General features: G+C 54.4%; 14 protein-coding genes. 6 read left to right on the top strand and 8 right to left on the bottom strand.

Going from position 1 to position 20,388, the window contains the following annotated elements:
- Positions 1-129 precede the first annotated feature (129 nt).
- Complete coding sequence (locus tag OSC10802_RS40635) at positions 130-987, top strand: calcium-binding protein (protein ID WP_017718000.1); 858 nt, start codon at positions 130-132, stop codon at positions 985-987.
- 467 nt (positions 988-1,454) lie between these two features.
- On the opposite strand, the gene OSC10802_RS0117145 is transcribed toward OSC10802_RS40635, so the two are convergent.
- The 4 genes from OSC10802_RS0117145 to gyrA form a co-directional block, all read right to left on the bottom strand.
- The gene (locus OSC10802_RS0117145) at positions 1,455-2,684 is read right to left on the bottom strand and encodes a Dyp-type peroxidase (RefSeq protein WP_017717999.1); all 1,230 of its coding nucleotides are present in this window, start codon (positions 2,682-2,684) and stop codon (positions 1,455-1,457) included.
- Positions 2,685-2,811: 127 nt separating this feature from the next.
- Entirely contained in the window at positions 2,812-4,059 is a 1,248-nt protein-coding gene (locus tag OSC10802_RS0117140; protein WP_017717998.1) for a DUF8225 domain-containing protein, read from the bottom strand.
- Positions 4,060-4,192: 133 nt separating this feature from the next.
- Positions 4,193-5,884, bottom strand: coding sequence for an apolipoprotein N-acyltransferase (lnt, locus tag OSC10802_RS0117135; protein WP_017717997.1), 1,692 nt, complete (start codon positions 5,882-5,884; stop codon positions 4,193-4,195).
- Between the two features lie 343 nt (positions 5,885-6,227).
- Positions 6,228-8,825, bottom strand: a complete 2,598-nt coding sequence (gene gyrA, locus OSC10802_RS0117130; RefSeq protein WP_017717996.1) for a DNA topoisomerase (ATP-hydrolyzing) subunit A — start codon at positions 8,823-8,825, stop codon at positions 6,228-6,230.
- A gap of 312 nt (positions 8,826-9,137) precedes the next feature.
- Here gyrA and OSC10802_RS0117125 point away from each other — a divergent pair, with 312 nt between their 5' ends.
- Positions 9,138-10,055, top strand: coding sequence for a histone deacetylase family protein (locus tag OSC10802_RS0117125; protein ID WP_017717995.1), 918 nt, complete (start codon positions 9,138-9,140; stop codon positions 10,053-10,055).
- A 798-nt stretch (positions 10,056-10,853) separates the two neighbouring features.
- The gene (locus OSC10802_RS0117120; RefSeq protein WP_017717994.1) at positions 10,854-11,219 is read left to right on the top strand and encodes a hypothetical protein; all 366 of its coding nucleotides are present in this window, start codon (positions 10,854-10,856) and stop codon (positions 11,217-11,219) included.
- A gap of 103 nt (positions 11,220-11,322) precedes the next feature.
- Here OSC10802_RS0117120 and OSC10802_RS0117115 read toward each other — a convergent pair whose 3' ends face one another.
- Positions 11,323-12,735 (bottom strand): DNA cytosine methyltransferase, encoded by a 1,413-nt coding sequence (locus OSC10802_RS0117115; protein WP_017717993.1) that lies wholly within the window; start codon positions 12,733-12,735, stop codon positions 11,323-11,325.
- 598 nt (positions 12,736-13,333) lie between these two features.
- Between OSC10802_RS0117115 and OSC10802_RS0117105 the strand changes: the two genes are divergently transcribed.
- Both OSC10802_RS0117105 and OSC10802_RS0117100 read left to right on the top strand, forming a co-directional pair.
- Positions 13,334-14,413 (top strand): NAD-dependent epimerase/dehydratase family protein, encoded by a 1,080-nt coding sequence (locus OSC10802_RS0117105; RefSeq protein WP_017717991.1) that lies wholly within the window; start codon positions 13,334-13,336, stop codon positions 14,411-14,413.
- Positions 14,410-15,216, top strand: a complete 807-nt coding sequence (locus OSC10802_RS0117100) for a WecB/TagA/CpsF family glycosyltransferase (protein WP_017717990.1) — start codon at positions 14,410-14,412, stop codon at positions 15,214-15,216. The genes OSC10802_RS0117105 and OSC10802_RS0117100 overlap by 4 nt, the downstream gene beginning before the upstream one ends.
- A 262-nt stretch (positions 15,217-15,478) precedes the next feature.
- Here the strand turns inward: OSC10802_RS0117100 and OSC10802_RS0117095 are convergent, their stop codons facing one another.
- From OSC10802_RS0117095 to OSC10802_RS0117085, 3 genes are all read right to left on the bottom strand, one after another.
- Complete coding sequence (locus OSC10802_RS0117095) at positions 15,479-16,714, bottom strand: glycosyltransferase family 4 protein (RefSeq protein ID WP_017717989.1); 1,236 nt, start codon at positions 16,712-16,714, stop codon at positions 15,479-15,481.
- A gap of 12 nt (positions 16,715-16,726) precedes the next feature.
- Complete coding sequence (locus OSC10802_RS0117090; RefSeq protein WP_017717988.1) at positions 16,727-17,878, bottom strand: glycosyltransferase family 4 protein; 1,152 nt, start codon at positions 17,876-17,878, stop codon at positions 16,727-16,729.
- A 95-nt stretch (positions 17,879-17,973) separates the two neighbouring features.
- A complete protein-coding gene (locus tag OSC10802_RS0117085; RefSeq protein WP_017717987.1) occupies positions 17,974-18,867 on the bottom strand; it encodes a glycosyltransferase family 2 protein in 894 nt (297 codons plus the stop codon).
- A 433-nt stretch (positions 18,868-19,300) separates the two neighbouring features.
- Here OSC10802_RS0117085 and OSC10802_RS0117080 point away from each other — a divergent pair, with 433 nt between their 5' ends.
- Complete coding sequence (locus OSC10802_RS0117080; protein ID WP_017717986.1) at positions 19,301-20,254, top strand: hypothetical protein; 954 nt, start codon at positions 19,301-19,303, stop codon at positions 20,252-20,254.
- Positions 20,255-20,388 lie beyond the last annotated feature (134 nt).

Raw genomic sequence — 20,388 nt, 5'->3', positions numbered from 1 at the left:
AAACCTAATGCTACCTTAGCATTAACTTTATGGTGAGAGTCAGGATGGAGGTCTGTTTAATAACTGTCTGCTGACGAAAAAGAATCGGGAACCATCCTGAAACGAGATCGACAGACAGGTATAGAAGGAGTGCAAATCGAATTTTATCGGGAGGAACTCACAATGGCGGTCTGGACAGGAACAAACGCTGCAAACGCCTACTATTGGCAAAGTTCCACATCAGTCAGTATGTCTGGTCTTGACGGGAATGATACCTTGTTTGGCAATAGCGGGAATGACACTATTCGTGGGGATAGCGGGAATGACCTTATAGATGGTTTGTCTGGTGACGACTATCTGTGGGGAGGAACAGGTAACGACACGATTTTAGGCAACGCCGGCAGCGACAGGGTGTGGGGAGACGCTGGGAACGACAGCCTGTTAGGAAATTCTGGTAACGACCAGCTTTATGGAGGACTGGGTAACGATACCCTCGATGGCAACGCTGACAACGACCTGCTGTACGGTTTTGATGGGAACGACCGGCTGTTGGGAAGCGCCGGCAACGACCAGCTATATGGCGAAAATGATAGCGATACCCTGATAGGCGGTACAGGGAACGACCAGCTGTGGGGCGGAACCGGCAATGACAGCCTGAATGGCGATGATGGAAATGATACGCTTGCTGGCGCGACAAGTGTTAGCATGAATGGGGAAGTTGATGTTTTAACAGGTGGAGCCGCCGCAGATACTTTCGTGCTTGGCGATTCCAGCGGAGTCTTCTACCTGGGATCTTCCTGGGCAATTATTCAAGACTTTTCCTGGCAGCAAGGAGATCAAATCCAAGTGCGCGGAAGTCGCAGTGAATACTCGCTGAGCAGCCGGTACGAGCCGGGTGCCGGCAGTGCCAGTGTTCAAGATGGCTTAGTGATGAGAGGCAATGATGTAATCGCTGTTTTGGTTGACCGAACCGATGCCGATTTATCTTTAGACTTCAAGTTTGTCTAGAGAGCCGGTATTGACATCTCTGAAACTCTCTGAAACGGGGTTTCTGGGACAGGCATCTTGCCTGTCCTGCGAGATATATAGCAGTAGCCAGTTAGGTTAGGACATTAGATTTTGAGGCCCGGCGAACGCCGTACCTACGTCTATACCTCGTAGGACAGGCGTTCCCTCCGATCGAGCGTGTCCGAAACTGACTGTTTATTGCTATAGCACTAGCCACTTAGGTTAGGACGTAGGACAGGCGTCTCGCCTGTCCCTATACCTGCTACTAAGCGAGATGCCCTGTCCTAAACTGACTGTCTATTGCTATAGCAGTTCTAAATGATTTACGCAATCGCTCGTCCAGAACCCCGGTTTCTTTAAGAAACCGGGGTTCTGAAATTTACACGAATGATTTAGACCCGCTATATAACCTTTCTCATATTAGTGAGGTAATAAGAAACCGGGTTTCTTATGCCTGCTCGCTATAGCTACATGAGAATGCTCGCGCCTGGAAATACTTCCCCCTCAACAGCCGGTGGCACCAAAAACACCGCAGCCGCACGCACGCTAAGCAACCGATCCATTCCTGGCTGCTGATTTTTGCTGTCCCCGCCGAAATTTGTGCCGCCAAGCCAACCCTCTGATGTCAGCATTCGGAACAGGCGTTCAGGCGTGTCTTGGAAACTCACAAAATTCAGCCCAGTCCTGAAGCCAGGAGCGCTATCAACAGCTTCGAGAAACTCGTAGCCTTGGCGGAAAATGCGCAGAGAGTTGCGAGATCCAGCGTCCTCTTTCTTGTTCTGATTCGCCCTGTGGATATGGCTTTTATTCAAAGGCGAGTCCAGGGAAACAGCAGCAGCCTCGCGGAAAGCCTCGTTAGCCGGCTCGATAACTTCTCGCGTGCCGGCAAAAGGACAGCCGCTCACCGCCACCGGCTCCCCCTCACTGTCGAGCGATATTAGAGGACAGCCAGACAATTTATCCCTCCCGACAATACGCTCCTGTTCCTGCCGGTTGAGCCTCCGCCAAATCGTCAAATCTACTCCCAGCCTCAGGAAGGCAAGATAAGTCCCCCCCTCCGCCCACTGAGCCTCTGGCACATTGCTAGGCTTGATCGCGATCGCTTTTTCTCGTTCCGAGCTTTTCAGGTTAGAAATCCCGTCATGAAAATCAATCCAGCTGCGCCCGTCATCCCGCTGAAACCCAGCGTAAAAACTCGTCAAAAATAACGGTGACGATCCGGTTTCCGGGTCAGTCATGTCTTGCAGGACTTTCCAGGTTTCCACAACAGCGCGACTCACCGCCAGTTCGGTTTCAGCAATAAATTGCACCGCAATTTCCTCAGTAGCCGGATTAGTCCGCACGTCATCTGCATAGGAAAGACCCGATGCGGCGAGCAGCCGTCCTCCGCCTGTTGGGCGCGGCGAGCGAAACTGATTTTGAGTGCCCAGATCGGGCGGCAGAGGTCGGCGGATATCAGAGAGTTTAAATACATTCGGCCCATATCCCACCAAAACGGTTAAATCCCCACTCGGGAGGGGATGTTCGGGTAAATCTCGCACCTCGCCCCGCTTGAGAGCCTGATACATCTCCCACAGGGTTTTAAATGCTTCTCCGACTTGAGAAGCGCTGCAAGTCCTTCCCGCTCGGAGAAACAAGATGGTAAAAAACTTTCCGGGACGCACGCCCGGGGCGTGATAGATGCCTTCTTGAAGCATAATCTTTCAACATTTAATTAGTCTGGTTTGCTGACTTACCCTGGGGGCGGGACAGAAACAAAATCGGGACGGTTCCTAGCCAACCGCCCCTACAGGACGAGGGCAAAACCTGAGGAGAGTCAATTTGTCAAGCTTGTATTTTTCCCATTGTGCGCGGCGCTACGCGAACAGTTTGGTGGGAGGAATCATACTCTTGTTTGAGCGCTTTTATCGTGTCACACACGCGGGCTTCGCTGCAGTTAATGGCAGCATCACTTGCAGTTATAATCTGGTAGTCTTCCTCTTTTACTGGCGTGGGGGCTCCAATCAGCACCACCGGCCCGACTTCCAGCTGTTGCAGGAGTTGAAACCCGCCAGTCAGGGGTTCCTCGCTGCTGCCGACCGCTACGATAATATCATCCAGAAAGACTGGCTCTCCGTCACCTGGCCCAAATTCCAGGCGCTGATACATACCGGGCTCGCCCCGGCTGAAGCGAACCCAGGAATCTGGAACAGGACTGTCCTGGTAAAGGAAAACATCTTTGGTGAAGGACTGAATATACATCCCCAGAGGGTTGGCAAAAGCGACGGGTTGGCCGTTGAAAACAGCTCCATAAGCGCCCATCGCGGCGGCTGGGTCTGCGTGCCGGCACGCCAAATGCTCGGAGCCGTATTCGCGGAAGATTTGCTCTTTCGTCACCGGCTCAAACCCGCTGGAGGTGGGGCGAGCGAAAGGCTTAGCGCCAAACATGACAATATACAGCAAGTCGTCGAGCCCGTTGATCGGATGGGTCATGAACAGGGCGCTCTCAGTGTTGAGCCTTCCTGCCGGCTGGTCAGGAACACCAGCATCTTTAAGCTTCCTGTCGCCGCCATTACCGGCAACCAGTGTGGAAAAGGCAATTTCCCTCTGTTCTTCGGTTAGCTGCTTTGGGTCACTGACTCCATAAAGATCCTCCCACGCCGGCTGAAAGCCGAGAGTGCTCTCTGCCATTGCGCGGACGGTAACGGGGTCGTGCTTGGCAATACAGACCCAATACTCTCGCAGTTCGGTTGTGACCTGAATTCGCTTTGGCCGCATTCTGCCGGTAGCGTCCGGTTTCTCGATGGTGCGGTACTCGCAATATTCGTTGTGGAGGACGTGCCGGCCCCTGACCCCCCAGTTGGAGAGTTGCCGCCCAATTTCCCCCCCCAGGCAGAACGCCGGCTCTGCCGGATCGCCAAACCACTTAATGGCCACCGCTACGGGATTCGTCAAGCTTTGTGGCGACAGACTGAAAAACCGGCTCCCCCAGTCTGGCTGCAAGCGCTCGCAGGCAGCCCGGATGCTGTCATTCCATTTTTCCACGAGCTCAGCGCTCAGTTGGTCAGCACGACCGGGAACATCATAGCTCATAAGTATCCTTCAATACTTTTTTCAGGGATTTTGCGTAGTGTTACATTCACGGTAAGGGGCTGTCCGGAAAAATACGGCTCAGATGTCTGTAATTTCACGGATGCGCCTCTCAGGCAAACTGCGGATCTAGGGCTCACCGCGCTCGCGAGTTGAGCAACCCAACTGCCCCCGCCACCGCCAACAGCACCGGCGTCAGCCAATCCCCCCAGCGCACATAGGGCGTCTGAGTTTGCCGGCGGTCAATCGTCGCCGCATGAATCTCGTAGGTATTTATCCCTGACATCCACAAAGTTCTGCCGTGGGGGTCAACAATTCCAGAATAGCCGGTGTTGGTCGCCCGCACCGCCCAGCGGTCGGTTTCAATGGCCCGCATCACGTCTTGGGCGTGGTGCTGCGCCGGCATTGACGGGCTGTAGTGGGCGTTGTTAGAGGCGGTGAGGATAAATTGCCCCCCCTGCGCCGCCTGACGCCGGAAGTGTTGGGCAAAAGCCGACTCGTAGCAAATACCGACAATCGCCCGACCAAAAGGCGTGTCCAGCAGCTGGTTCGCTGAACCGGCAGCCAAGTGCGCGTCCAAAGGCGACAGCCGGTTAATGAAGCCTCCCAAAAATTCTTCAAAGGGAATGTACTCCCCCAGGGGGACTAGCTTAGCCTTGTCGTAGTGGCTGAAAATCTCCCCGGTGCCGGTGACAGTAAACAAACTGTTGGTAAAGCTCAGCCCTTTCTGCCCAAATCCTCCCAGCCAAAGAAGCACACCCTTATCCAGAATCGCCTGATACAGAGAACTGTGCTGCAGATTCTCTTCTGTCCACACAAAGGGCAAAGCGGTTTCCGGAGTGAGAATGGCGTCTGCTCCCTGGTCTGCTAAAGTTCGGTAGCCGGTGGTGTAGCCTTCGATTGCGCGACGCCCGCCTTCTGAGTAAAGCTTGATTGTGTTGGGAATATTGCCCTGAATTACGCCCACTTTCAAGGCATCTGCCGGTTGCTGAGTCAGGGGGCGGCTGTAGAGGGCAAAACCGGCCAGGTGCAAACTCAGCAACAATCCCACAGCTAAGCGCAAATATTTATTATTCAACCGCACGCTCGCCAACGGTGCTGAAAAGAACTTCTTATCCTCTGCGGTTCCGGCGTTCGTGCGGTTCATCCAAGCCTCCGCAATCAACCCATTCACGGCAACAATCGCTGCTGTCACTGCGCTAGGGCCTGAGAGTTGGCCGAGGTGCAAAATTGCGAGGTTGTGAGGGCTTTGGGTGTAGGAGACGGAGGTCCACCACAGGGGGCCGGCACTCCAGAGGGATTCTAACCCGCACCACAGGGCTGTTCCGATTATAACACAAACCCAGCCTGATATTTTCTTCTTATCGTTCCCAATCCAAAATCCAAAATCCAAAATCCAAACCAGACAGGTTGACCAGATTGCAACTAATGCTGCGCCCCAGAGGGTGATAAAAACCCAGCAGAAAATTGCGATAGCCAGACTGGCAAGCCAAGGCACCCCCATCCAGGTCATGGGGTGAATGCCGGTAATCCAAAATAAAGCTGTGCCGTGGTAGCCAATCCCCCACGCCAAGCTGTTTAAAAATGTGGAGTTGGCGCTCAGGAGGCGGTGCCGGCCAAACCTAGCGCCCGGGCTGAGGGTGGGGTTCCCTGCATTCTTGCTTGTTTCAAGCACTAGCACCCACAGGGGAGCGAGTGCCACCCACGCCAGTGGCCAAGCCGAAACTGGCGCGGCGGCAAGCCCCATGAAAATGCCACTGGTGAGGGCAATTCCCAGGGGAAAAAAAACCGCCCAGCTGGGCTGCAAAGTCTTGAAAAGCGAGCGCATGTGATGAAGTTTTGATTGGGTCTTGAATTGGCAACTGGAGACGCAGGCAGACTATAGCAGTAGCCACTTAGGGCACGGACGTAAGACAGGCGTCTCGCCTGTCAAGCGAGATATTTAGGCCCGGCGAACGCCGTACCTACGTCTATACTTAGTATCCCAGTGTCCTAAACTGACTGTCTATTGATATAACGCAGAAATAAGAAAAATATAGCGGTTTTCAGTTGAGTGAAGTAGGCTCCAGAAACCCTGTTTCTTAAAGAAACCGGGTTTCTCAGTACCTCACTTCTGTGAGAAACGCTATATCTGCGTTAATCTGCGTTAATTTGCGGTTAATAGTTCCTAGTTATTCTACCTCTTCCTCCTCTCCATTGGATGGGGGGACGAGCGCCACAGCGGCGATGGCGTCATCTTCATCCAAGCGCTGCACCCGCACGCCGGTGGCGTTGCGCGATTGTGGGGAAATGGCTTTGACAGCTTGACGGATGATAATCCCCCGACTGGTGACAATCATCAGTTCATCATCCGCATTGACAATGTGCAGGGCGGCGAGCTGGTCTGGGCGCTTGCGGGACTTGAATTTGGTGGCGATGACTCCCTTGCCGGCGCGATTTTGCAGCCGGAACTTGGACACCGGCACGCGCTTGCCATAGCCGCCGGTGGTGATCACCAGCACCCAAGGACCGTGACCGGCGCTGAGTGCTGTATTTGGAGAGTTGGGTTCGGAATCTTCGTTCTGAAGTTCCAACTCTTCTTCCTCGGATTCTGCTTCTTCAGATTCGCTCTGATCCATAGTGGCGATGACATTTGCCGGCAAAATATCCATGCTGATCAGTTCGTCGCCTTCTTCAATTTTCATGGATTTGACGCCGCGCGTGTTGCGATTCAGGGGGCGCAGTTGCTCGTGGTCAGTTCGGAAGTGAATCGCCATTCCCTGGCGGGTTCCGATGATCACGCTGTCTTCGGCGCGGGCCCGCCGCACCCAGCGCAGCTGGTCTCCGTCTTCGAGAGAAATGGCAATCAAGCCATTAGTGCGGATGTTGCTGAAGGCAGAGAGAGCGGTTTTTTTGATGAAGCCCTTCTTGGTGAGCATCACCAGATATTCATCTTCAGTGAACTCGCTCACCGAGAGGATGGAGGTAATTTTCTCATCCTTTGGAATGGGCAGCATTTGCACGATGGGGACGCCCCGCGCCGTGCGAGAGCCGGTGGGGATTTGGTAGGCGCTCAGGCAGTAGACAACGCCGCGTTCGCTGAAGAACAAAACGCTGTCGTGGTCGCAGCAGGTTAAGAAATGCTCGATGCCGTCATCCTCTTTCATTTTGTTGGCTGCTTTGCCGCGAGTGCCGCGATTTTGAGCCTCAAAGGTGTTGACCGGCATCCGTTTGATGTAGCCCTGTTCGGTGAGCAGAATCAAGGCTTTTTCATTAGCAATCAGGTCCGTGTCGTCGATTTCACCTTCGGCGTGTTCGATGACTGTGCGGCGCGGCGTGGCGAACTTGTTTTTCAGTTCTATCGCTTCGGTTTCGATGATTCCCAGAATCCGCTCTCGCTTGGCGAGAATATCCTGCAAGTCGGCAATCTGAACTTGTAAATCCTCGTGTTCCTGCCGGATTTTATCCGCTTCAAGGGCGGTCAGCCGCCGCAGCTGCATTTGCAAAATCGCATCGGCTTGCGCTTCGGAGAGCCCAAAATTTTCCATCAGTTCCTGACGGGCGCTGGCCGTGTCAGAGGCGCTGCGAATCAGTCGGATAATGGCATCCAAATTGGCGAGGGCGATCAGCAACCCTTGCAGCAAGTGGTCGCGCTCCTCAGCTTTGCGCAGTTCGTACTGAGTCCGCCTGGTAATCGCTTCGATGCGGAATTCCAGGAAGACGCTGAGGAACTGCTTGAGGGTGAGCAGCTGCGGCTCCCCACTCACCAAAGCCAGCATATTCGCCCCGAAGTTGGCTTGCAGGGGGGTTTGTTTGTAGAGGTTGTTGAGGACGACGCGGGGGTAGGCGTCCCGCTTGAGTTCGATGACAATCCGCATCCCGTCGCGGTCGCTCTCGTCCCGGATGTCGGCAATGCCTTCGATGCGCTTGTCGTTGACGAGTTCGGCAATTTTCTCAACCAGGGCCGCCTTGTTGGTTTGGTAGGGCAGTTCGGTGATGATAATTGCTTCTCGGTCGGGGCGTCCCCGGTGCTCAATGGTTTCAATCGTGGCCACCCCCCGCATGGTGATGGAACCGCGACCGCCGGTGTACGCTTCGCGGATGCCGGTGACTCCCAGGATCTGTCCGCCGGTGGGGAAGTCGGGTCCGGGGATGTACTGCATGAGCTGGGCGTCGGTGATGTCTGGATTGCGGATCAGGGCGATCGAACCGTCAACCAGCTCTCCGAGGTTGTGGGGCGGGATGTTGGTGGCCATGCCCACGGCAATCCCGGAGGAGCCGTTGAGCAGGAGTTGGGGTATGCGTGCCGGCATCACCAGGGGTTCTTGCTGGGACCCGTCGAAGTTATCGCCGAAATCGACGGTTTCGGAGTCGATGTCCCGCAGCATGGCTTCGGAGGTCAGGGGTTTCAACCGGCATTCGGTGTACCGCATTGCTGCCGGCGGGTCGTCGTCAATCGAGCCGAAATTGCCGTGACCGTCAATCAGGGGGCTGCGCATGGAAAAATCCTGGGCCATCCGCACCAAGGCGTCGTACACGGCGGTGTCGCCGTGGGGGTGATATTTACCCAGCACTTCCCCGACGACGCGGGCGCACTTGCGGAAGGGGCGATCTGGGGTCAGGCCCAGTTCGTGCATCGCGTACAGGATGCGCCGGTGCACGGGCTTGAGTCCATCCCTGGCATCGGGGAGCGCCCGCCCCACTATCACGCTCATGGCGTATTCCAAGTACGACCGGGACATTTCGTTCCGCAAATCCGTGGGGATAATCCGCTCCTGGGACGTGCTCATACTGTGAAAAACTCCAAAAATCTGAGGGTTTGGCAGCTAAAAGACAAAAAAACTCCTGAAATACTGCTTGTTGTCCCATTAATTAGCTATTCTGCTTAATATTCTATCACATTTTCAAGGCTCTCATGCCGGCGATCGCGGTTTGGCTTTTGGCTGCCGGGAAAAGGAGATTTGGGGGTGCGGTTGGGGTTAAGAAACCCGGTCTGTTAAAAAAAACCGATTTCTGCGATAAACTGGCTCCAAGGCATGCCTTGTGCGATACTTTTTGCCCAAGAAGGTAGAATCAGGGAATAGCGAGCATTTCCTGTGACTATGCTGCCCGTAATCTACTCTGAAGATTTCTTGCTGCACGATACTGGCCGGTTCCACCCGGAGCGTCCCGACCGGCTGAGGGCGATTGTCAGCGCTCTCAACGCTGCTCCTTGGGCTGACCGGCTCCAGTGGCACCTGCCAACCCCAGTGGCGGCGCGACCGGTTGAGCCGGTGATGGAAAAAGTCCACTCCCGGGACTACATTGAGTCAGTCTGGCTTCTGGCTCAGAGCGGCGGCGGCCACATTGACGGCGATACGCCGGTGTCGCCCCGCAGTTATGAGGTGGCGCTGCTGGCGGTGAGTGCCTGGCTGGACGGTGTGGGGCGCGTCTTGGCCACGGGAGAGCCGGCCTTTGTCCTGGCTCGCCCACCGGGACACCACGCCCTCAGCAAGCGCGGTATGGGTTTTTGCCTGTTTTCTAACGCCGCTATCGCCGCTCACTACGCCCTGGAACAGCCTGGAGTCCAGCGCGTGGCCATCCTCGACTGGGACGTGCATCACGGCAACGGCACCCAGGATATTGTGGAGAACCACCCCCAAATTGCCTACTGCTCCCTGCACCAGTCCCCTTGCTATCCGGGCACAGGGCATCCCGAGGAGCGCGGGGCGCACAATAATGTGCTGAATCTTCCGATGGTTCCGGGCAGCATTGGCGCTGAGTACCAGCTGGCTTTTGAGCGAAAGGTTGTGCCTTTTTTAAAGGGCTTTCAGCCGGATTTACTGATTGTTAGCGCCGGCTACGATGCCAATGCAGCTGACCCGCTAGCCAGTATTGAGCTGCAACCGCAGGATTTTGGGCTGTTTGCGAAATACTGCCTGCAGGTGTCTCGCAAAATTGTTTTTGGCTTAGAAGGCGGTTATGACCTCAACGCCCTTGCTAAGTCAGTTGTGGCGACGGTTGCGCCCTGTTTGGCTTAGGGACTTGTGCGACCGGTCCGCAGCAGAGACACCTCCGGAACTTTACTGACGGGAATGTGCGAGAAAAATGTTGGGCAAGCTTCCGCCCTCTAAACTCAGCTTTAAACTCAGCCGCGTGCCGGTGCGATGTTTAATCTAGTTAATCAGGCAAACTTACGAGCGCAAATAGATCGCTTTTGTTCCAGATATTTTTCTTCCTTTCCGCCATTTACAAAGAAGACTGCTGAATCAAATACAGAAAATTTTTTGTCCGGCCATGTGCCCTGGCAAATTGTAGGAGTCTTCTTCTTTCAAAGCAAGGGCTAAACTCACGCACTAATCCTCTAAACGAACGGCAAAACCAAAAAGCCACCCTCACCGGGGGGCTTTTATTTTGGGAAGCCCTGCTCTATTTTCTTAGATTAAATACGTTTAATTAATTGGATAAATTGCTCTCTTGCGATCCAGAGCGCCGGGCCGGCGCAAGGCCCGCCCGGCACCCACTCCCGACAGGGGCAATCGCATATCGAGGCAGTCGCTTCGGAACTGCGCACACCGCCACCAATGAAAACTGGCTCCACCGCAAAGGAGCCGGTAGGGCTAAAGCCCAACTACAAACATTTTCAAGCCAGAGCGCTGCCGCTCCTGTTGTCCCCTCTACCCTGGGAGGGATGTTCCTGAGCAGTTTTTAGGAAAAGCAAATATCTGACAACCACCCCAAGATATATTTGCGCGCACCTTTCGGTATACTTAGCAGAACGGCATTCACAGCCGGGGCAACCCGAACACCAGTTAGGAATAAAAACTTAACAGCCAAGTATGAACCAGTTAGAGCTAGAACGCGAAAGCAGGAAGTTAACTCTGGCGATGAGAGCCCGAAACAGGGAGATAGGCTCTGCCCTCATAGCCCATCTGAGAAGCCAGCTCACCCTGGAAGAGGTAGCTGGCGTCACGATCGTCAGTATAGAGCGTTTGCTCTTCTGGTCAGACACTGACTCGTTTTTCTGGAGCGCGCAACACATTATTCCTGCCGATGTCATGCAGGAAGTGCAAAAAATCATTTCAGCAGCTGCGTACAAGCGGTTGATTAGCAAGGGATTTGTGCCGGGGAAAGACTTTAGTGTGGATGGAGAGGGCAAACTGCTATTGAATGACAGGGCTAAAACCGCTGTATTAGCTCGCTGACGCCGTTTGAGTGGGGTGCGGGAATAGAGCGGTTTTCAGTTGGGTGAAGTGCGACCTTTGAAACCCGGTTTCTTAAAGAAACTGGGTTTCTCAGCACCTGACGCTACTGACTTTTTTGTCTGTTCCGTCTGATTCTCGGCTCTATCACCTGTGGGGCGACACCGTAACGCTGAGCGGCTTGAGACATATTCATCTGCAGGAACTTTTCATCTCCTAGCTCCCTCTTGTCTTTTGGCTTCACCGGCATCACGCCGAGAGCGCGGACAATCTCTGACGCCACGGCTTTTGCTAGCAGGGGGGGCACCGAATTTCCCACTTGCCGGAATCCGTGCCATTTGGTGACGTGGAAGCGAAACCAGTCGGGGTAGGAGTGCAGCCGCGCCGCCTCGCGCACGGTGATGCAGCGGGGTTGATAGGGATGAATCGGTCGAGGAGAGGTGAAAGCGCCGCGATTGCTGGCGGTTCCGGCTCTCAGGGTGTTGCAAATCCCGTGAGCGTCGAGCTTGTGAAAGCGACTGACCGGCTCGGTTTCGCCCGGTAAAGTGGCGGCAAATCTTTTTACAGATTCTGGGGTGTGATCTGTCGCCAGACTGGAAGTGAGAAGCTGGGAATCGAATTCGCGCGGGGCAGAGTAATCGCCCTCTACAGGATAAAAACCGCGCAGCTGACCGGCGTAATGGCTCGGTTTTGAAAACTCTGCTATCGCCCAGTCTCTTGTTAGCAATTCTGGGCAATCTCCAACTTCCGGCAAATCTCCGATAGCGTCCCACACCGTCGGGCCGGCGGGAAAAAACGACAGCTGGCTGTAATTCTTACCCTTAGATGAAGCGGGTTTGGCAATGGGTTGGGGGTATTTGGGCAGGGGCAAACCCTGCCGGCATCCCAGGAGAAATAACCTTTCCCGATGCTGCGGCACGCCATAGTCAGCGGCATTGAGAACTTTGTAATTTTCTTCGACCTGGTAGCCGCCAGACTTCAATTCCTGTATAATTTCCAGGAGGAATTTCCGGTGATTGCCGGTGGTGAGTCCCCGCACGTTTTCCATGACAAAGTATTTCGGTCGCAGCTCCAAGACGAGGCGCAGGAAGTGAAAAACCAGGGCGTTGCGGGGGTCATCTGGGGCGCGTTTGCCGATCGGGGAGAAGCCTTGGCAGGGAGGGCCACCAAACACGGCGTCGATGTCCCGCTCGCCAATATCAGGCAGGTTTCTGATATCCCCTGCGGCAGTCTCGGCGACACTTTTGCACAGGACAGGCCAAAATGGGAAGTTAAACTCGTGGGTGGCGCAGTGGATGGGGTCAAGCTCGACGGCAGCTCGGACATCAAACCCTGCTTGTTCAAAGCCGAGGCTCATGCCGCCGGCACCGGCAAACAAATCCACACCGATGGGCCGTTCTGTCCCCTGCATGGTTATCAACAGACTCGATTTGGGAAAAATAAGGGTAGCGAATGCTAGTTTAACAGCTTCGGGCTCACCGGCGGGCCCGGCTGTGGCGCGACGCTGCCGGTGTCCCATTGCCGCCGCCTGTCGGGCTGTGTAATGGCTTCGCCGGGGCTCTGCTGTGCGCCTCCGGCTCGCTCTTAAGTTTCCTTAATCTTTTGTCAAGAGTCTTCGCAACTGCTCTCAACCGTACTAAACTGTTGACAGGGCACCTAATTGTGCGCTAAAAACTCCTGATTGGGTCAATCGCTTACCTGTTAAAAACTCAGCTGTCATCCGTAAATCTACTTAAATTAGCCGGCACAAAATTTAACAGGAGCGCCGCTAGTGGTGCCGTTTCTCCTGTGCAGCCCACCAGCCAGCCTCCGACCGGCAGGGAAACAGGGATGGGACTGTTGCAAAGTGAGCCGGTTGTGATGCTAGCATCACAACCAGAAAAAGTGTTTGTCGCCCATCGGAAGTGAGCGGCCCAGACCCGAGTTGCCAGCGCAAACAAAAGCTGCACTATCATGGTAAAAAACTAGCAGCACTCTGGCAAAAACCAATGGCAAAGTGCGGCCAGGGGGGATCTACAGCACGGATGGGGTCTGGGGCGAAGACGGCAGACGCCACAAAGGCACGCACTGGCGGGACGCTCTAAACATAAAACCTTTATTGTTTTGGGAAGTCAACTGTGAGCATTGCTATCATCACCGGCTCAGCCGGACTTATCGGTTCTGAGGCATCTGCGTTCTTTGCCAATCAGGGCTTTGACGTAGTGGGAATCGACAATGACATGCGCAGCTATTTCTTTGGCGCGGAGGCTTCCACCAGCTGGAACCGGCAGCGGCTGGAGAAGTCGTTAGGAGCCAAGTATCACCACGTCACTGCCGATATTCGGGATTATGAAGCCATAACCCAGGTTTTTAAGCAATACGGTTCGGATATTGAGTTGGTGATTCACACAGCAGCTCAGCCCTCCCACGACTGGGCGGCGCGGGAGCCAAAAACGGACTTTACCGTAAATGCCAATGGGACGCTCAACATGCTGGAAGCGACCCGCCAATATGCGCCAGAAGCCGTTTTTATCTTTACCTCAACCAACAAGGTGTACGGGGATACGCCCAATCGCCTGCCTTTGGTGGAATTGGAATATCGCTGGGAAATCGACTCCAGTCACACCTATTATGGGGGCATCCGGGAAGATATGTCGGTAGACCAGACGCTGCATAGCTTGTTTGGCGCATCCAAGGTAGCGGCGGACGTTCTGGTACAGGAATACGGGCGCTATTTCGGACTGAAAAGTGGGTGCTTTCGCGGCGGATGCCTCACGGGCCCAACGCACTCCGGTGCGGAATTGCACGGCTTCCTGGCCTACTTGATGAAGTGTGCCGTGACGGGCAAACCTTATAAGGTGTTTGGCTACAAAGGCAAGCAAGTCCGCGACAATATCCACAGCGCCGATCTGATTAACGCCTTTTATGAGTTTTATAAGGCTCCGCGCAGCGGGGAAGTGTACAACAGCGGAGGCGGGCGGTACAGCAACTGCTCAATGCTGGAAGCGATCCAAATGTGCGAGGAGATTGCCGGTCGGAAGCTCAATTGGAACTATGTGGAGCAGAATCGCATAGGCGACCATATCTGGTGGATCAGCGATAACGGCAAATTCAGCAGCCACTATCCCAACTGGAAGCAGAAATATAACGTGCGGCAAATCTTGCAGGAGATTTACGAATTTAACCTGGAACGTTGGAGCGAAGAGGCTGTCCAATGATTGATAAGGGGAAAAAAAATCTCCTGGGCGTCTGGGTAAACGCTCTTGATTACGAGGCGGCTGTCGATAAAATTATTGCAGCCGCCCATGAAGGCAGGAGAATGAAAGTTTCCGCCCTAGCCGTTCATGGGGTGATGACTGGAGTCCTGGATAAAACCCATCGCTATCGCCTGAATGATTTTGACCTGGTGTTGCCGGACGGCCAGCCTGTGCGCTGGGCTTTGAATTTGCTTTACAAAACGCGGCTTCCCGATCAGGTGTGCGGGCCAAAGACTATGTTGCGAGTCTGCGAACGCGCCGCCCGAGAGGGACTGCCCATCTACTTGTACGGCAGTAGCCCTTCTGTGCTGGAACCTTTATCCAACAATCTTTGCGCCCGGTTTCCCAAACTGGTGATTGCAGGGACTCAGCCTTCTAAATTCCGGCAAGTCTCTGCAGAAGAAAATCAGGAGATTATAGCACAAATTCGCAATAGCGGTGCCTCTATTACCTTCGTGGGATTGGGGTGCCCCAGGCAAGAGGTGTGGGTGTATGAAAATGGCGACGCTCTCTCCATGCCGGCGATGGCTGTGGGTGCAGCTTTTGATTTTCACGCCGGCAAATTGCCGAAAGCCCCGGAGTTTCTGTCCCAGATTGGTCTGGAATGGTTTTTCCGGCTTGTGCAAGAACCGAGGCGTCTCTGGAGGCGATACATCCTGTTAAATCCCCTGTATATTTTCCTGTTTATATTACAGGCATTCAAATTCCGGAAATTTGATCCTTTAGAAGCTACTCCTCCAGAGGAAGAGAAACGGTACGGATAAAGTTGGAAGTTAGGATCTCAGCCCTCCTAGAGAGCGAGTCCTGTATTCTTCTTAATCGGTAACAAATCGGGGGCATCTCCGTGCCGGCAGCCGCCCTGAGGCTAGAACGCCATAATGAACGCGGCTCCCATTCAAAGAAACCCGGTTTCTGGGATGACTTGACCCGCACCCTCGCGGGAAACAGCGCCAGTGGGAAATGAGGAACTTTCCAAAACCCGGTTTCTTTAAGAAACCGGGTTTTTCAATGAGTGTTTTTTTGCGCCTACCCGCTTACGAATTTGCCAGCCAGAATATCTTCGCACAGTTTGGCAAAAAATTGACCTTTGACATCCCAGTCAAAGACCTCCCTCACCCGCTGCTGTCCCGCCTCACCCATGCGCTGGCGCAGCACAGGGTCGCCGGCCAGGCGAATCATGGCCTCCGCCAAGCCTAGCACAGCCCGGTCGGGATCGGGTGCCGGCACCTTGATGCCGGTTTCCTCTGTAATCTGGGTGGCCGGTCCGCCGAGATCCAGGCAGATGACTGGACGCCCCGCCGCCATCCCTTCCAGGCACGTCCACCCCCCAGAGTCGTGCAGGCTGGGGTGTACCAGGACGTGGGACTGCCCTAGCTTGCGCAAACTCTCTTCCCGTGGCAGCCTTCCCCAAAGTTTCACCCGGGAAGCAACACCGAGCTCTTCAACCAGAGACTGGAGCTGCTGTCGTTCAGGCCCGTCCCCCAGCAGCCAGTATTCGGCATCCAAGATCCCCGCTTGGGCGAAGGCACGCACCGACAGGTGATAGCCTTTCCAGTGCAACAGCCGGCCCATGCTGATGAACCTGACTGGGGGGGCGTCGGGCATCGGGTACTGTGCCAGACGCGCTATTTCTTGTTTCGACAAACCGGCCTCGGAAAACACCCGGACATTTTTGGCCCCCATTTTTATCACCCGCTTGGCGGTATCTTCCGTTGTCGCCTGCGCTAAAAAGCTGCGCCGCGCCGTCAGGCGGGCAAAGGGATCGCTCTCACCCAGCCGCTGGCCAAAGTCTCGCGCTGTTTCGTAAATCTTTGCCCGCAGGCTGAAATCCTGCCAAAACGTTTTGGGTGCGGCTTCTCCGCCGCCCACCGGCCCCCAAATAAACGGAACTGGCAGCAGCGAGACAAAGCTGGGCGACCAAAATTTCACATAGGTGACGTGGCGCACGATGTCAAAGCCAATCTGCCGGTGCAGTGACCGCGCCTTGAAATATGCCAGGATCTGCCAGAGGTAGTAATGAAGTTGCAGACCCCCTTGCCGGCCTCTAAAATCCTCGCTCCAGTTGAGGGGCTCGATGTAGACAAAGTGCAGGTTGGGCAACGGGTTGCGGCTGAGTTCTGCCTCAATGGCAGAGCGGTAAAAGGTTCGAGTCAGCACCCAAACCTCGCCGTACTTGGCGGTCTGCAACACCGTATTCCAGCCTACACCCTCCTCGGAGCCGCTGCCCGGTTCGCAGGCGAAGCAAGATAAAAGGATTTTCATGCAGCCATCACCTCACCGATTGCCCATAACAAAAGATGTCACCTCGACGAAAGCTTGTGCCGCTGACTCTGGCGTTATCTTAGCAATCAGCTGGTGCGAGCGCTCGCCCATTGAGGCGATTAATTCTGGATTGTCCAAAAGGATGCCCATGACGTGAGCGAGTTCTTTTGGATTGTGGGGGTCAAAAATGTAACCGTTCTCCCCTTCTTGGATCAGTTCAGCGGCTGCCGCTCCTTTTGAGCACAGGACAGGTTTGCCGAACACCATAGCTTCCGGCACCACCATCCCCCAGACATCCTCATAAGTAGGAAATACAAAAACATCGGCCTGACTGAAGTACGCCCCCAGACGTCCGTAATCGACCCATCCCGCCCACGTTACCCGATCTTCAATATTGCGCTCTTTAATAAAGGCTTCCAGTTCTGGGCGCTGGTCCCCCTCACCCACGATGAGCAGCGTATAGTTGGAGTATCCCTGATTTTTAAGAATAGAGCACGCTTCTAGAAGAGTCTTCAGTCCTTTTCTCTGTGAGATTCGCCCCACATACAGAAAAATTGGATGCTGCAATTTTAGCTCTGGGAGTTCAGACTTTTCAAGCCGTTGCAGCAAAGCTTCCGCATCCGGAACCAAATAGGTTCTGGTGAAAACTCTGTCTGGCTTTGCGTTGAGAACTTCCATCAGATATTTCGTTCCCGCCTGACTGTTGGAAACAAAAGCCTCAGCAAAGCGAGCCAGTATCCGGCGGGCGAAGGAACGAAAACCGGAATCGCGAAAGTCTGTATTGGGCGAGCTCCCGTCGTAAATAATAACAGTCCGCCACCGGCCTATTGGCTGGAGCAGCACCGCCAGTACAGTCCACAGGGAGAAAGCCTGGGCAAAAATCAGGTCAGGCTTAAACTTCAGCAAATCCACGACGATACTCGGCGACACTACGATGAAGCCACGATCGTAGCCCGTCTTTATCTTAGTGGTTTCGACAAACTTCGTCTCTCCTACTAACTGGATTGCAGAGGCACCAGGAGCAGTTGGGTCGAATCCTGGCCACACCTGGCCGGTGTAAAAGATTGTATTCTTATACACCTTCGTGAATTCTTTTAAGACGGGCTGCCAGTACGCCCCCAATTCTACTGAAGGAACAAGCCAAGCGATACGGAGATCCTCCATACGGTTTCCCCTGAGTTATCTCGAATGCTGGTGCAAGTTATAGCGCCGTATCCCTTGCAACCTTCAATTTAGCTTATCTAAAACAAAAAAGACTCTCACGCCCCATGTCCCTTCAACCGGCCCACTAAAGAGATCCAAAGCACCCTCCGATACGGCAGCAGCCAAAATATCGGCCACAGCGGCCCGCCGTGCCTGTGGGCCAGCACCTTCCACTCTTCCATCGGTTGAAGGGTGACATCTTGGAGTGCCAGCCCCTTAGGTTGGCTGACCTTATTTAATTGCTCGCGCAACTGCGCCTCCGTTTTGGAAGCCGGCTTGGGGTTTGACGAACAGGTTGCCTGATAGCCTGGAGCTATCCAGACCGAGCATCCTTTTTGTCTAGCTCGCAAACCGTAGTCCCAGTCGGCTGCATAGTGGATGAAAGCTGGGTCTAAATTTCCCACCCGTTGGGCGACGGCGAGCGGGATCAGGACACAGTTCCCACACATGCTATCACAGCGCTGAGGCTCTTGAGCCGGTTCGAGCAAGCGATATTGGAAAGGATGCCACCAATTGCTGCGCACCACACCTCCATAGGTGTGTTTGCCGGTATCTGGATCGCGGGTAGATCCGGTGACAATGGCTCGCTCACCGCCAAGCTCAGCCAGCCTGCGGTATGTGGCCAGCAGGGCGCTCACGGCTTCTGGGTCGAGCAAGGTGTCATCGTTGAGCCACAGGTAATAGTCGGGGGCGTCCTTGACAGCGGCGTCAAAGGCCCGCCGCATCCCCCCGTTCCAGAACAGACTCCCATCCCCCTGGAGAACCCTCACCTGCGGGTAAGCCTGCCGCACAGCCTCTGCTGTGCCGTCGGTGCTGCCGTCATCCACCAGATATACGCCCAGATCCACCTCAGGTGGGAGAACCTGACTGAACAGCGCCGCCAGACAGGCCAAGGTCTTCTGCCGGCGGTTATGGCAAGTTATCAGTACAGCTATGCTATCGCGTTCCATTTGCCCAAAGTGTGGCTTCTCGCCACAAACCGTTACCGCATCTCAGTCTATGGTGACTCATGGGAGCCTCTGGTGAGAAGAGGTTCCACCTCAACATGCCGCCAAAGCGGCTAAAAAACACCCTGCCTGTTTATCGGTAAAATTATCATAAAAATTTTAATCGGGCTGCTTTTGTTACAAACTTTTAACAATTCCGCCCGTGGCTTGCGACTTTCTGCTAGCCTATAAAAGACCTGTGGGCTAAAAGGGTAGAGAGCTTGGGTGGGCAGAGAGCCACTAAACTCCAAAGGCCAACAGGACTTTGGGGGGCTGCCCACAGAAATCCGCGTCTGTTAGCTATGCTGGGTTTAGGTTTGCGATCAACCAACTCAAGTCCGCCCCCTCGGGTCGGTCAACCCCTCTCTCACCCCGTCAGGAATTAGGATCGGCGATTATGGAAGATTTTGGCATCATTGTGGCCTGCTGTGCCTCGGATTACTTGTTTGCCAAGGGTTGCTGTGCCAGCATCAGGCATTTCCTGGGCGATGTTCCGATCTGCCTGCTGGTGGACGGCACATTTTCTGTGGCTGATGCGGAAAAAGCCTATGGCGCTAGGGTCATCAATCACAGCAGCGTCACCCACGAGGTTCTCAGGCGCAGAAGCTTTGGCTGGGGAAAAACCAAGATGATCGGATTTTGGGAAAGCCCGTGGAAGCACTTCCTGATGCTGGATGCCGATACAATAATTTGGGGGGACCTCCTGAAGTATGCGAATTTTAAGGATTTTGACCTGATTGTAGACCGGCCTCGCTACAAGTATTCTGAAGAGTCCGTCGCTAAGTTTTTCTTTGAGATTCGGGAGATGGAGAAGCATTTTCCCGACTTCCCCTGGCAGAAGTATCGAGATGACTATTACTGCACGGGGATGTTCTTCGGGACGCGAGATGTTTTCCCTCTGTCTGAGTATATAGAAATTTTAGATTTTACAGAAAAGTATCCTGGGGTATTTAAATATGGAGAGATGGGATTCTTGAATTTTATGATTTTCCGGGCGGCTGAACAGGGGAGGATTCGCGTGGGAAAAGAATACATGCAGCTGCTCGTGCCAGATTTCGACCAGGAGGAGCTGAGAAAGCGCTTTCCGGTGGGGGAAACCGGGCCGGAGGTGCTCGACGACGACGCCACTGTGATACACTGGTGCGGGCCGAAACCAACGCTGTCCACTTCCAGGGTGTACTCGGAACCGATGAATTTCTGCCGGCGAAAGTTTTTGCGCGAGGTGGAAGGCGTAACCGGACTGGCGGCGGAAGTTTCGCTGCAAGTGCAGGACGCCCAGCGATTTGTGAGTGTTTACAACAGAAAGGTTCGCAAGAAACTGGGAAACCTCGTCAAAGCCGGTAAGAAGTAAACCGAAGTGTCGCACGGCTGCTACTCCTCACCCCTGTCACCGCCGGCACTTTGGGATGAGGGGAGGAAACAGAACATCAGGGACTGCTCCTCAGGTGCCGGCAAAGATTCTATAGCGCCTCTAAATCATTTGAA

The sequence above is a fragment of the Kamptonema formosum PCC 10802 genome (genome assembly GCF_000332335.1).
Classification (GTDB): Bacteria; Cyanobacteriota; Cyanobacteriia; order Cyanobacteriales; family Oscillatoriaceae; genus Oscillatoria.
Note: the sequence above shows the minus strand (reverse complement) of the source record. Positions and strands in the feature narration are given on the sequence as shown.

Excerpts from the sequence above, each read along its gene's own strand:
- OSC10802_RS0117115 (WP_017717993.1), bottom strand. The coding sequence starts at position 12,735 with ATGGGACACCGGCAGCGTCGCGCCACAGCCGGGCCCGCCGGTGAGCCC.
- OSC10802_RS0117145 (WP_017717999.1), bottom strand. The coding sequence starts at position 2,684 with ATGCTTCAAGAAGGCATCTATCACGCCCCGGGCGTGCGTCCCGGAAAG.
- lnt (WP_017717997.1), bottom strand. The coding sequence starts at position 5,884 with ATGCGCTCGCTTTTCAAGACTTTGCAGCCCAGCTGGGCGGTTTTTTTT.
- OSC10802_RS0117100 (WP_017717990.1), top strand. The coding sequence starts at position 14,410 with ATGATTGATAAGGGGAAAAAAAATCTCCTGGGCGTCTGGGTAAACGCT.
- OSC10802_RS0117140 (WP_017717998.1), bottom strand. The coding sequence starts at position 4,059 with ATGAGCTATGATGTTCCCGGTCGTGCTGACCAACTGAGCGCTGAGCTC.
- OSC10802_RS0117125 (WP_017717995.1), top strand. The coding sequence starts at position 9,138 with ATGCTGCCCGTAATCTACTCTGAAGATTTCTTGCTGCACGATACTGGC.
- OSC10802_RS0117090 (WP_017717988.1), bottom strand. The coding sequence starts at position 17,878 with ATGGAGGATCTCCGTATCGCTTGGCTTGTTCCTTCAGTAGAATTGGGG.
- OSC10802_RS0117080 (WP_017717986.1), top strand. The coding sequence starts at position 19,301 with ATGGAAGATTTTGGCATCATTGTGGCCTGCTGTGCCTCGGATTACTTG.
- OSC10802_RS0117095 (WP_017717989.1), bottom strand. The coding sequence starts at position 16,714 with ATGAAAATCCTTTTATCTTGCTTCGCCTGCGAACCGGGCAGCGGCTCC.
- OSC10802_RS0117085 (WP_017717987.1), bottom strand. The coding sequence starts at position 18,867 with ATGGAACGCGATAGCATAGCTGTACTGATAACTTGCCATAACCGCCGG.
- OSC10802_RS0117120 (WP_017717994.1), top strand. The coding sequence starts at position 10,854 with ATGAACCAGTTAGAGCTAGAACGCGAAAGCAGGAAGTTAACTCTGGCG.
- gyrA (WP_017717996.1), bottom strand. The coding sequence starts at position 8,825 with ATGAGCACGTCCCAGGAGCGGATTATCCCCACGGATTTGCGGAACGAA.